Source organism: Streptomyces sp. NPDC005722 (assembly GCF_040630935.1).
GTDB lineage: Bacteria > Actinomycetota > Actinomycetes > Streptomycetales > Streptomycetaceae > Actinacidiphila.
This window is the reverse complement of the sequence record NZ_JBEXYN010000002.1, coordinates 363,807-375,916: the sequence shown is the minus strand read 5'-3', so window position 1 is coordinate 375,916 and position 12,110 is coordinate 363,807. Positions and strand designations below refer to the sequence as shown.

Below are 12,110 nucleotides of genomic sequence, written 5' to 3'. Positions count from 1 at the left end.
TCACTTCCTCTCAGTCGTTCTGGAAGAGCTCGCGGCCCCACCAGTCGTCCTCGTCGCGGACGCCCGGCGGTACGGCGTAGACGGCCGAACCCACGTGCTGGATGTACTCGTTGAGCGAGTCGAGCTTCGCCAGCCGCATCTGCAGCGGCACGAAGCCGTCCCGGACGTCGCGCTGGTAGGCGATGAAGAACAGCCCGGCGTCCAGGCGGCCGAGGCCGTCGGTGCCGTCCGTGAAGGAGTAGCCGCGGCGCAGGATCGTCACACCGCTGTTGTCCGGGTGCGCCAGCCGGACGTGCGCGTCCGGGAGCATCGCCTTGAAGTCCGGGGCGTCGTGCTCGCGCTGCCTGCCGATCGGGGCGCCCTCGCCCTTCGTCCGGCCGAAGATCTGCTCCTGCTCGCGCAGCGGGGTGCGGTCCCAGGTCTCGATGTGCATGCGGATGCGGCGGGCGACCAGGTACGAGCCGCCGGCCATCCAGGAGGGGCCGTCCTTCGCGGCGACCCACACGTGCTCGTCCTGCGCGGCCCGGTCGGAGCCCGCGACGTTGTGCGTGCCGTCCTTGAAGCCCATCAGGTTGCGCGGGGTCTGCTCATCGGGCGTGGTCGAGGAGGTCTTGCCGAAGCCGAGCTGCGACCAGCGCATCGCGACCTTGCCGAAGCCGATCCGGGCCAGGTTGCGGATGGCGTGCACCGCCACCTGCGGGTCGTCCGCGCAGGCCTGGACGCACAGGTCGCCGCCGCTGCGGTTCGGGTCGAGGGCGTCGCCGGGGAACTTGGGCAGGTCCACCAGCGCCGCGGGGCGGTGCGCCTTGAGGCCGAAGCGGTCCCCGCCGTCCTTCGTGGTGAACAGCGAGGGCCCGAAGCCGACGGTGAGGGTGAGCCGCGAGGCCTGCAGGCCCAGCGCCTCGCCGGTGTCGTCCGGCGGAGCCTCGGCGAGGCCGCCGACCGCGCCCTCGCCGACCGGCCGGCCCTGCGTCAGCTTGCGGGCGGCGTCGGTCCATTCCTTCAGGAGCGCGACCAGTTCCTCGCGGTCCTCGGTCTTGACGTCGAAGGAAGCGAAGTGGAGCCGGTCCTGCACCGGGGTCGTGATGCCGGCCTGGTTCTCGCCGTGGAAGGCGATCGCGCTGCCCGCCGCACCGGCGGGCCGTACGTCGTCACCGGCGCGGACGGCGGCCACTCCGCCGCCGGCCGCGGCGGCCGCGACGACGACGCCCGCACCGGTCCAGCCGAGCACCTTGCGACGCGACGTGACGGTCTCCTCGGACATGGTCCGGTGCCCCCTCGGGTTACTTGGCGACGGCCGCGGCGAGCTTCGACAGGGGCTCGGCGAGCGCGTTGACGGCGTCCGAGAGCTCCTTGCGCTGGTCCTTGCCGACGGTCTCGTAGGAGACGAACTCCGTGGTGCTGCCGTCCTTGCGGTACTTGTCGAGCAGCGCCGTCAGGGCCGGGAACTGCTTGTCGAGGTCGGCGGTCAGGGCCGCGTCGTTCTCGGCGGCGACCGGCTTCAGCAGTTCGTAGGCCTTCATCGCGCCCTCGACGTTGGCCTGGAAGTCCGACAGGTCGGTGTGGGAGTAGCGGTCCTCCTCACCGGTGATCTTGCCGGTGGCGACCTCGTCCAGCAGTTCCTTGGCGCCGTTGGCCATGCTGGTGGCGGTGATGTCGGCCTTGCCGACGCGGGTCTGCCAGTCCTTCAGGTCGGTGACGAGCTGGTTGGCGAGGGCGCCCTCCTCGGCGCCGGCCTTCTTGTCCTGCCACAGGGACTTCTCCAGCCGGTGCCAGCCGGTCCACTTCTGGCCGTCCTCCAGGCCGTCCTCGCGGGTGTCGGTCAGCGGGTCGATGTCGCCGAAGGACTCCGCCACCGGCTCGGTGCGCTCCCAGCCGACGCGGGAGGGCGCGAAGAGGGACTTGGCCTTCTCCACGTCGCCCGCCTTGACGGCGTCGGCGAACTGCTGGACCACCGGGACGGTCTGGTCGGCCTGCTCCTGCGCGTACTTGCGGTACGCGGCCACCGCGGCGTCCAGCCGCGGGTCGCCCTTGGCGGCGCCCTTGCCGGTGACGGTGATCTTCTGCCGGATGCCGTCGCCCTGCATGCCGGGCTTGCAGGCGATCTCGTACGTGCCGGCCTTGATCTCGGCGGTGATGGTGGCCTTGGTGCCGGGGCCGATGTTCTCCCGCTCGGTCACGATCTGGTCGCTGGGCGTGTAGACGTAGACCTCGGTGACCTTGGAGCCCTTGTTCTCGACGGCCAGCTGCACGTGCCCGGCCGGGAAACTGGTCCTGGAGACCTCGCACTTGCTGTCCGTCGCGGTCACCGTGATCGCGTCGGAGGCCTTCCCGTCCGCTTTCTCCGCGCATCCGGTGACGGCGGTGACGGCGACCACTATGCCGGCGGCGGCGACGGCGGACATGCGGACGGCGGACATGCGATCTCCAGGAGGCTCAGGGAAAACACGTTAGGCAAGCCTTTCCTGTGAAAGGCTTGCCTAACCTATCCGAGGCTCCTTGCGCCTTCTTCTGCTTTTCGCAAAGGAAGGGTAATGGGAAGGTCAAGGGAGTGTCAGTACCTCCGCGCCTGTGTCCGTCACCACAAGGGTGTGCTCGAACTGCGCGGTGCGCTTGCGGTCCTTGGTGACGACCGTCCAGCCGTCGTCCCAGATCTCGTACTCGTGGGTGCCCAGGGTCAGCATCGGCTCGATGGTGAAGGTCATCCCCGGCTTCATGACGGTGGTGGCGCGGGGGTCGTCGTAGTGCGGGACGATCAGGCCGGAGTGGAAGGCGGTGTTGATGCCGTGGCCCGTGAAGTCGCGCACGACACCGTAATCGAATCGTTTGGCATAGGACTCGATGACCCTGCCGATCACATTGATCTGCCGTCCCGGCTTCACCGCTTTGATGGCGCGATTCAGGGATTCCCGCGTGCGTTCCACCAACAGCCTTGATTCCTCGGCGACTTCACCGACGAAGTAGGTGGCGTTGGTGTCCCCGTGCACCCCGTGGATGTAGGCCGTGACGTCCAGGTTGACGATGTCGCCGTCGCGCAGCTCGGTGGAGTCGGGGATGCCGTGGCAGATGACCTCGTTGATGGAGGAGCACAGCGACTTGGGGAAGCCCCGGTACCCGAGGTCCGAGGGGTAGGCCTGGTGGTCGCACATGTACGTGTGCGCGATCCGGTCCAGCTCGTCGGTGGCGACGCCGGGCGCGATCGCCTTCGCCGCCTCCTCCATGGCCCGCGCGGCGATCCGCGAGGCGATCCGCATCTTCTCGATCGTCTCCGCGGACTGCACCTCGGGGCCGTCGTAGGGCCGCGGCGCCGGCCGGCCCACGTACTCCGGACGCGGGATCGAGGCGGGCACGGGACGGATGGGGGAGAGCTTGCCGGGAACCAGGACAGACATGTCAGCGAGTGTATCGGCGGCCGGTCGGGCAGCATGGCGGCAGGACGTCGTACGAGGAGGGACGATGGCGCTGTTCAGGCGAGTCCGCAAGCCCGCGGGGAAGCCCGGCGAGTGGTTCTACTGCATCGAGCACCACAAGGTCGAGGAGGGGCCGGAGTGCCCCGCCAAGGACCGCATGGGGCCGTACCCGAGCCGCGCGGACGCGGAGCGGGCGATGGAGACGGCCGCCGAGCGGAACCTGCAGTGGGAGAACGACCCGCGCTGGAAGGACCGTGCGCGGGAGGACGAGGAGGGCTGACCGGGCCGCGGGGGCCGGGTGCACGATGGAAGGGTGAAGCTGGGTCTGGCCGGCGACACCATGCTCGGCCGCACGGTCGCCGCGCGGCTGGCCGAGGCCCCCGCGGAGGCGCTGTTCTCCGAGGAGGTCGTGGCCGCCGCGCGGGAGGCGGACCTCTTCGTCCTCAACCTGGAGTGCGCGATCTCCGACCGCGGCGAGCCCTGGCCCGACCCCTTCAAGCCCTTCTTCTTCCGCGCCCCGCCGGTCGCCGTGCGCGCCCTGGCGCACCTGGGCGTCAGCTGCGTCAACCTGGCCAACAACCACGCCCTGGACTACGGCCGGACGGCGCTGCTGGACACCCTGGAGCACCTGGCCGGCGCCGGGATCGCGGCCGTCGGGGCCGGGCCGGACGAGGCCGCGGCGCGCGCACCGGTGGTGCTGGGCGGCGTCGGGGGCTCCCCGGCCCTCGGCGTCCTCGGCGTCACCGACCATCCACCGGAGTACGCCGCGGGGCCGGACCGCCCCGGGGTGGCCTACGCCGACCTGGCCGGGGGCGTTCCGCGCTGGCTCACCGACGGCGTCGCGGGTCTGCGCGCGCGGGCCCCGGCGGTACTCGTCACCCCGCACTGGGGGCCCAACATGACCACCGGTCCGGCCCGCTACATCCGCGACGCCGCCGCGGCCCTGCGCACGGCCGGCGCCACGCTCGTGGCGGGCACCTCCGCGCACGTCTTCCACGGCGTGACGGACGGGGTGCTCTACGACCTCGGGGACCTCGTCGACGACTACGCGACCGACCCGCGGCTGCGCAACGACCGAGGTCTGCTCTTCCTCGTCACCTTCGACCCCGCCGGGCGGCGCCCCGTCCGGCTGGAGGCGGTGCCGATCGCCCTCGACCTCTGCTTCACCCGACTGGCCGACCGAGGTGAACGGGCCTGGATCGCACGGCGGTTCCGACGCGCCTGCGCCGCGTTCGGGCACGAGGTCACGGAGGAGGGCGGACGGCTGGTGGTCCGCTGGGGCGCCGAGGCTACCCGCCCGTAGCACACGCACCCCCTTCCTGTCCGAAATTCCGAACGGATTGAGGTCCAGACCAGCCGCGCTCCGTTTCCCAGGGCACGTGGACCGGAACCGACCGACGGCCGGTCGGAGGAAAGGGGCCCCATGTCCAGGAAGCGCACGATGAGCACCAAGCAGAAGATCGCGCTCGTGACCGGGGCGGCGACCCTGGCCGGCGGCTTCGCCGTGGTGACGATGAGCATGGGCCACGCCTCGGTGGTGTGCGACGGGCTCGACCAGGCACTGCGCAACAACGAGAACTTCATCGCGGGGCAACGCGCCAACCCCGACTCCCAGTCGGCGGCGCGGATCGCCAACCGCGAGGCCGTGATCCAGCAGATCAACGTGCAGCGGGCGGCCTCCGGCTGCGGAGCCGCGCAGGCGGCGCCCGCGGCGCCGGCCGCCCCCGTCGGGCAGGGCCAGAACCAGAAGAACCAGAACCAGCAGGGCCAGAACCAGCAGGGCCAGAACCAGAACCAGGGTCAGGGTCAGAACCAGGGCCAGGCCGCGCCGCCGGCCGGCGGCGGCCAGGTCGTCTGCGCGGGATCGACGGTCACCCTCTCCGGCGAGGCCGGTGCGCCCGCCGCCTCCAGCAACCAGTTCCCGCTGGGCACCAGGCTCAGGGTGACCAACCTGGACAACAACAAGTCGACCACGGTGTCGGTGACTTCGACCTCCGGGAGCTGCGCGCTGCTGAACAACGCGGCCTTCGAGCAGGTCCGGGAGCCCGGGAAGTTCCTCATCAGGAAGGCGCGCATCGAACGCGTCGGCTGACCGGGACACCGCGGCCGGTCCGGGCCACCGCCGAACCAGGAAGCGGCGGTGGCCCGGACCTCTTGACGGGAGCACGACAGTTCGCTTCAATCCGCGATGACAGGTCCAGACCAACGGTCCAGACCACTCGCACAGCGCAGCCCCCCGCCCCCCACAGGGAGGTCACGTGCTCTTCCGTCGTCATGTCCCCCGCCCGGGATCACGCAGGTCCCGCATCCTCGCCGGCCTCACCGCCGCCTTCCTCGCCGCCGCGGGCAGCCTGATCGCCCTGCCCGGCACCGCCCACGCCGCCAACCTCGTCACCAACCCCGGTTTCGAGAGCGGCAGCCTCTCCGGCTGGTCCTGCTCCGGCGGATCGGTCGTCGGCAGCCCCGTGCACGGCGGCACCAAGGCACTCGCCGGCGCCGTCAGCAGCAGCGACACCGCCCAGTGCACCCAGACCGTCTCCGTACAGCCCAACACCGCGTACTCGCTCTCCGGTTGGGTGCGCGGCGCGTACGTCTACCTCGGCGTGACCGGCGGCGCGTCCACCTGGACCCCGTCCGCCGCCTCCTACACCCAGCTGACCGTCCCCTTCACCACCGGCGCCGCGCAGACCAGCGTCCAGATCTACGTGCACGGCTGGTACGCCCAGGGCACCTACAACGCCGACGACATCAGCCTCGACGGCCCCGGCGGCGGGGGCGGCGGTGACACGCAGGCGCCCACCGCGCCCAGCGGCCTCACCTCCACCGGCAAGACCGCCTCCAGCGTCTCGCTGTCCTGGAACGCCTCCTCCGACAACACCGGCGTCACCAGCTACGACGTCTACCGCGGCAGCACCCTCGCCACCACCGTGACCGGCACCTCCGCCACCGTCACCGGACTGGCCGCGAGCACCGCCTACACCTTCACCGTCAAGGCGCGCGACGCCGCGGGCAACACCTCGGCCGCCTCCAACGCGGTGAGCGTCACCACCAACGCCGGCGGCGGCGGTGGCACCGGCTTCAAGCAGGCCGCGCCCTACCTCTACCTCGGCTGGGGCGACCCGCCCAGCCCGGCCACGGTGATGAGCGCCACCGGCGTCAAGTGGTTCACCATGGCCTTCATCCTCTCCTCCGGCGGCTGCAACCCCGCCTGGGACGGCTCCCGGCCGCTGACCGGCGGCACCGACCAGTCCACCATCAACGCGATCCGCGCCGCGGGCGGCGACATCGTCCCGTCCATCGGCGGCTGGAGCGGCAACAAGCTCGGGCCCAACTGCTCCACGCCCGCGGCGCTCGCCGGTGCCTACCAGAAGGTGATCGACGCCTACGGCCTCAAGGCGATCGACGTCGACATCGAGAACACCGACGAGTTCGAGAGCGAGGTCGTCCAGGACCGCGTGCTCAACGCCCTGAAGATCGTCAAGCAGAACAACCCCGGCATCCGCACGATCATCACCTTCGGCACGTCGACGACCGGCCCGAGCTACTGGGGCAACCGTCTCGTCGAGCGGGCCAACGCGCTCGGCGCCGACATCGACGTCTTCACGATCATGCCGTTCGACTTCGGCGGCGGCGCCGACATGTACGGCAACACCGTGAACGCCGCCGAGGGCCTGAAGGCCAAGCTGAAGTCCACCTTCGGCTGGGACGACGCCACCGCCTACGCCCACCTGGGCATCTCCGGCATGAACGGGCTGAGCGACCAGCAGGAGACCACCACCCCGGCCATCTGGACCCAGATCCGGGACTGGGCCAACTCCCACCACATCGCCCGGCTCGCCTACTGGGCCGTCAACCGGGACCGCCCGTGCCCCGGTGGCGGCGTGACCAGCAACTGCTCCGGCATCAACCAGAGCACCTGGCAGTTCACCTCGATCACCGCCGGCTTCACCGGCTGATCGCACCCCCGCCCCCCACGGGTCAGGCGGCGGAGGACACGGCGTCCTCCGCCGCCTTCCGCATGCTCACGGCGTGCTCGTTGGTCCGGGCGTCGTACGCCATCAGCGTCGGCAGGCAGGCGGCCAGTGCCCCGACCGCCGCCACGCAGGCCAGCCCGCCCGTCCACACCGAGGTGCGCAGGCCCAGCAGCGCCGCGGAGCCGCCGGCCCGCACCTGGCCGAACTGCGGGCCGGCGGTGAAGGAGAGCAGCTCGATGCCGGCCAGCCGGCCGCGCAGCGAGTCGGGGATGGTCTGGTTCCAGATCGTGGCCCGGAACACCCCGCTGACCATGTCGAACGCCCCCGCCAGCGCCAGGAAGCCCAGCACCGCCCACACGTCGCGGGACCAGCCGGCCGCCGCCATGCACAGCCCGAAGGCCGCCGCGGCCAGCACGACGGCCCGCCCGTGCCGGTGCACCCGCGACGACCAGCCGCCGGTGAGGCTCATCAGCAGCGCGCCGGCCGGCAGGGCCGCGTACATCAGGCCCAGCGACCAGGGCGCGCCCAGGTCGTCCGCCATGAAGGGGAACACGGCGATCGGGAAGGCCAGTCCGGTCGCGGCGATGTCCACCACATAGGTGCCCAGCAGCTCCTTGCGGCTCCACGCGTAGCGCGCGCCCTCCGCGATCGAGCTCAGCGACGGGCGCTTCGCGTCGTGGGAGGGCGGCGAGGGCCGCAGCCCGAGGCCCAGGACGACGGAGACGGCGAAGGTGAGGGCGTCGATCGCGTACGCCCACCGCAGACCGGCGTACGCGATCAGCACGCCCGCCAGGGAGGGCGCCGCGATCGCGCCGATCTGCCAGCGCAGCGCGTTCAGCGAGGCGGCCGCGGTCAGTTGCCCGTGCGGGACGATGCGCTGCACGATCGCGTCCAGGGCCGGCCGCTGCAGCCCGCCCAGCGCGCTGGTCAGCGCGGCCACCACGTACAGCGGCCAGAGCACCGGCCGCGGCAGCAGGGCGTTGACCAGCAGCACGGCCGACAGCACCCCGAGGGCCGCCTCCGTCCACAGGATGAGCTTGCGCCGGTCCAGGGCGTCCGCGAGCGCACCGCCGTAGAGGCCGCAGACGATCAGCGGCACCAGTTCGACGGCGCCGAGGGCGCCGACCGCGAGGGTGGAGCCGGTCAGCTCCTTGACCTGGACCGGGACGGCCACGAAGGTCAGGAAGCTGCCGAAGGTCGTGATCAGGCCCGCGCACCACATCAGGCGGAAGTCGCGCGAGGTCCGCCATGGTGCGAGGTCGGGAAGGAGTCTGGACACGAGGTCGCATGCTCCGCGCGCGGGCCCGCCGGCGCAACCGGGTTTTCCGGCCCGTGCGCCGGTGACGGCACGACCCGTTCACATCCGTGCGCCGCTCCGGCCGCCTCGGGATCACGTGCGCACCGGTGGCCGGGGGCGTCGCCGTCAGCGCATCAGGCCCGCGGCCGCCAGGCGTTGCCGGACCACGGCGACGGCGGTGTCGTCCAGCGGGACCTGCGGGGGAGCCGTCGCCGCGCAGCCGATGACGCCGCGCAGCCGCAGCGCCGCCTTGAAGCCGCCCAGAGCGGAGGAGACCGGGCCCATCGGCGTGGAGTCCGCGCCCGCGTCGACGATGGCGTAGAGCTGCGCGAGCCGGTCCTGCTCCGCCGCGGCCTCGCGCCAGCGTCCCTCGACGGCGTACGCGTGGAGCCGTACGTAGCCGTGCGGGTCCACGTTGCCGAGCCCCGGGACGACCCCGTGCGCGCCCGCCAGGAGGGCGCCGTCCACGGCCAGTTCGGAACCGGTCAGCACGGCGAAGGAGGAGTCCAGGCCGCGGCGGCGCAGCTCCGTCAGCAGCCGGCGCATGGGGCCGTCCGCGCCGCTGCTGTCCTTCAGCCCGGCCAGCGTGCCCTCCTCCGCCAGGGCCAGCACGGTCGCCGCGGGCAGCTTGGTGTGCACCGCGGACGGGATGTCGTACGCGAACAAGGGCACCCCGCCGGCCCCGTCCCGCACCCGGCGGAAGTGGTCGGCGATCTCCACCGGATGCGTCGCCGCGTAGAAGGGCGCGGTCGCCACCAGCGCGTCGGCGCCCGTCGCAACCGCGGCGCGCGCGTGCTCCAGGACACGCGGGGTGGTCATGTCGACGACACCGGCCAGCACGGGCACCCGGCCGCCGACCGCCTCCACGACCGTCGTCAGCGCGGTGCGCCGCTGCGCGTCCGTGAGGAAGGCCGTCTCGCCGCTGGACCCCAGGACGAAGACCCCGTGCACCCCCGCCGAGAGCACGTGCCCGACCAGGGCGCGCAGCCCCGCGGTGTCGACGTCCCCCGTCTCCGTGAACGGGGTGCACAGAGGTGGTACGACCCCGCGCAGCGGGCGGAGCGGATCGGTCCCGGTTGCCGTCATGGACCGCTTCTACCAGCTCGCCGGCGGCGGCGACACCAACTGCTCGGCGAGCCGCGAGAGCCGTGGCAGCCGGTCCCGCAGCCGCACCCGGCGTCCGGCCGCCGCGCTGACCAGGTGCTGCAGTACGTCCATGCCGACCTCGGAGGGCTCCGGCGGCACGGTGAGCGCGTCGTGCGCCAGCCCGCGCAGCTCCGGGTCGCCGGCGTCCATCGTCAGCACCGTCGCGCCCGAGCGCCGCGCGTCGTCCACCCGTTCCAGCAGCCCGGCCTCGGCCCGTTCGGGCGTGACCACCAGCACCGTCTCGCCCCTGCGCGCCGCCTCCAGACGGGCCGTGCCGACCGCCAGATGCGGCGGCGCGCCCGGCGGAACCCGGTGCCGCACCAGCGTCGGGGACAGCTCCGGCAGCCCGTTCCAGGCCGCCTCGTCGTCCAGATGCGCCGCCATGTGCCAGGGCTCGTAGCCCCCGCTGCCGACGAGCAGCAGCCCACCGGCGGGCCCCCGGCGGACGGCCCCGCGCAGCGAGCCGGCGAAGGACCGGGTCAGCTCCGGCCACTCGCTCCCGGCGAGCAGTTCACGGACGACCTCGACCCGTACGGCATCCATCCCCGCATCCTCGCGGACCGCGCCCCCGCCCGGCCCCGCTTCGCGCCCCGCTCACCCGAAGGGGTCAGCCGGTCGTGTCCGCGGGCAGCACCCGGGACACCCGCTCCCGCACGTCCGTGAAGTGCCGCCGCATGGCGGCCCTGGCCGCGCCCGCGTCCCCGGTGCGCAGCGCGCCGACGACGGCGCGGTGGTTGGCGACGACCCGCTCGACCGGGTCGTCCGCGGGCACCAGGGCGGCGCCGACCTCGTGGTAGGCGCTCCAGAACAGGTCGAGGAGCTGCAGCACGAGTTCGTTGCCGCAGGAGGAGTAGAGCAGCGCGTGGAAGGCCCGGTCCGCCTCCGGGTCGACGACCATCCGGGAGGCGAGCGCGTCGAGTTCGTCCAGCCGCCGCTCCGGTATCGTCCCGGCGACCTCGCCTATCAGGCCGACCTCCAGCAGCTCGCGCACCGCGACGAGGTCGGCCAGCGCCCGTACCCGGGACCGCAGCTGGAAGGTGAGCGAGGGCATCAGCACCCGCAGCGGCGCCTCGCCGACGAAGGTGCCCGTGCCGTGCCGGATCTCCACGATGCCCAGTGCCTGCAGCGCCCGCACCGCCTCGCGCACGCTGTTGCGGCTCGCACCGAGCAGGTCCATCAACTGCGGTTCGGTCGGCAGGGTGGCACCCGGGGCGAGCCGCTGCTCGTGGATCAGCTCGACGATGCGGTCCTGGAGTCCCGGGCCGCGGCCCTTGCCGGCGGTTCTGGTCACGGGTGGCCGCCTTTCCCTGTGCTGTCGCGCACCTTTGACGTTCCGTCAGTGCCCCCTCCGGGCCCCGCGGGACGAGGGACGTCCTGCGTCCGCCCCGCGGCCGCGCATCAGGAGGCAACACCGATGTCATACCTCACATCCGTCGTCCGCCGAGCCAATTCCGGTGCGGACGGGGGCTTTCCCGTACCGCGGGGCACCGGGCGGCGAGGGGCGCGTCACAGCGTCCGCGCGGGCCGGGTACCGTCCCCACCTGGCAGGATCGCGGTATGACTGTTGACAGTGGCAATGAGACCCCCGCCCCCAAGGCGCCGGCGAAGGACCCCTGGGAGCTGCCCGACGTGTCCGGCCTCGTCGTCGGCGTCCTCGGCGGCACCGGCCCGCAGGGCCGCGGCCTGGCGTACCGGCTCGCCAAGGCCGGCCAGCAGGTGATCATCGGCTCGCGCGCCGCGGAACGCGCCCAGGCCACGGCCGACCGGATCGGCCTCGGCGTACGGGGCGCCGACAACGCGGAGACCGCCCGCAGCAGCGACGTGGTCATCGTCGCCGTCCCGTGGGACGGCCACGGCGAGACCCTGGAGTCCCTGCGCGAGGAGCTCGCCGGCAAGCTCGTCGTCGACTGCGTCAACCCGCTGGGCTTCGACAAGCAGGGCGCCTACGCCCTCGAGCCGGAGGAGGGCAGCGCCGCCCAGCAGGCCGCCGCGCTGCTCCCGGAGTCCCGGGTCACCGCCGCCTTCCACCACCTGTCCGCGGTCACGCTCGAGGACCCGGAGGTCGACTCGATCGACACCGACGTCCTCGTCCTCGGCGACAGCCGGGCCGACACCGACCTGGTCCAGGCCCTGGCCGCGCGCATCCCCGGCATCCGCGGCGTCTTCGCCGGCCGGCTGCGCAACGCGCACCAGGTGGAGGCGCTGGTCGCCAACCTGATCTCGGTCAACCGCCGCTACAAGGCCCACGCCGGTCTGCGCCTGACCGACGTCTAGGGCCGCGGG

Annotated in this window: 12 protein-coding genes; 5 read left to right on the top strand and 7 right to left on the bottom strand. The window is 72.7% G+C overall.

All coding sequences use genetic code 11. The features are described from left to right. Positions 1–10: 10 nt before the first annotated feature. From efeB to map, 3 genes are all read right to left on the bottom strand, one after another. Complete coding sequence (efeB, locus tag ABZ479_RS03830; RefSeq protein WP_500459683.1) at positions 11–1,264, bottom strand: iron uptake transporter deferrochelatase/peroxidase subunit; 1,254 nt, start codon at positions 1,262–1,264, stop codon at positions 11–13. A gap of 19 nt (positions 1,265–1,283) precedes the next feature. Next, a complete protein-coding gene (gene efeO, locus ABZ479_RS03825; protein WP_500459682.1) occupies positions 1,284–2,420 on the bottom strand; it encodes an iron uptake system protein EfeO in 1,137 nt (378 codons plus the stop codon). A 123-nt stretch (positions 2,421–2,543) separates the two neighbouring features. Continuing rightward, entirely contained in the window at positions 2,544–3,392 is an 849-nt protein-coding gene (gene map / locus ABZ479_RS03820) for a type I methionyl aminopeptidase (protein WP_500459681.1), read from the bottom strand. 64 nt (positions 3,393–3,456) lie between these two features. Here map and ABZ479_RS03815 point away from each other — a divergent pair, with 64 nt between their 5' ends. The 4 genes from ABZ479_RS03815 to ABZ479_RS03800 all read left to right on the top strand — a co-directional run bounded on the left by ABZ479_RS03815 (position 3,457) and on the right by ABZ479_RS03800 (position 7,366). Next, positions 3,457–3,690: a hypothetical protein gene (locus ABZ479_RS03815; RefSeq protein ID WP_500459680.1), complete on the top strand. Its 234-nt coding sequence runs from the start codon at positions 3,457–3,459 to the stop codon at positions 3,688–3,690. A gap of 33 nt (positions 3,691–3,723) precedes the next feature. After that, entirely contained in the window at positions 3,724–4,713 is a 990-nt protein-coding gene (locus ABZ479_RS03810) for a CapA family protein (RefSeq protein ID WP_500459679.1), read from the top strand. 120 nt (positions 4,714–4,833) lie between these two features. Beyond that, positions 4,834–5,502 (top strand): SCO2207 family protein, encoded by a 669-nt coding sequence (locus ABZ479_RS03805; RefSeq protein ID WP_500459678.1) that lies wholly within the window; start codon positions 4,834–4,836, stop codon positions 5,500–5,502. A gap of 166 nt (positions 5,503–5,668) precedes the next feature. After that, the gene (locus tag ABZ479_RS03800) at positions 5,669–7,366 is read left to right on the top strand and encodes a carbohydrate binding domain-containing protein (RefSeq protein WP_500459677.1); all 1,698 of its coding nucleotides are present in this window, start codon (positions 5,669–5,671) and stop codon (positions 7,364–7,366) included. A 22-nt stretch (positions 7,367–7,388) separates the two neighbouring features. On the opposite strand, the gene ABZ479_RS03795 is transcribed toward ABZ479_RS03800, so the two are convergent. From ABZ479_RS03795 to ABZ479_RS03780, 4 genes are all read right to left on the bottom strand, one after another. Beyond that, positions 7,389–8,663, bottom strand: a complete 1,275-nt coding sequence (locus ABZ479_RS03795) for an MFS transporter (RefSeq protein WP_500459675.1) — start codon at positions 8,661–8,663, stop codon at positions 7,389–7,391. 144 nt (positions 8,664–8,807) lie between these two features. Then, complete coding sequence (locus ABZ479_RS03790) at positions 8,808–9,767, bottom strand: dihydrodipicolinate synthase family protein (protein ID WP_500459674.1); 960 nt, start codon at positions 9,765–9,767, stop codon at positions 8,808–8,810. Between the two features lie 9 nt (positions 9,768–9,776). Further along, the gene (locus tag ABZ479_RS03785) at positions 9,777–10,370 is read right to left on the bottom strand and encodes a hypothetical protein (protein WP_500459673.1); all 594 of its coding nucleotides are present in this window, start codon (positions 10,368–10,370) and stop codon (positions 9,777–9,779) included. Between the two features lie 64 nt (positions 10,371–10,434). Further along, the gene (locus ABZ479_RS03780; RefSeq protein ID WP_500459671.1) at positions 10,435–11,118 is read right to left on the bottom strand and encodes a FadR/GntR family transcriptional regulator; all 684 of its coding nucleotides are present in this window, start codon (positions 11,116–11,118) and stop codon (positions 10,435–10,437) included. A gap of 266 nt (positions 11,119–11,384) precedes the next feature. Here ABZ479_RS03780 and npdG point away from each other — a divergent pair, with 266 nt between their 5' ends. Beyond that, on the top strand, positions 11,385–12,101 hold the full coding sequence (npdG, locus tag ABZ479_RS03775; protein ID WP_499598296.1) for an NADPH-dependent F420 reductase: 717 nt from the start codon (positions 11,385–11,387) through the stop codon (positions 12,099–12,101). Positions 12,102–12,110 lie beyond the last annotated feature (9 nt).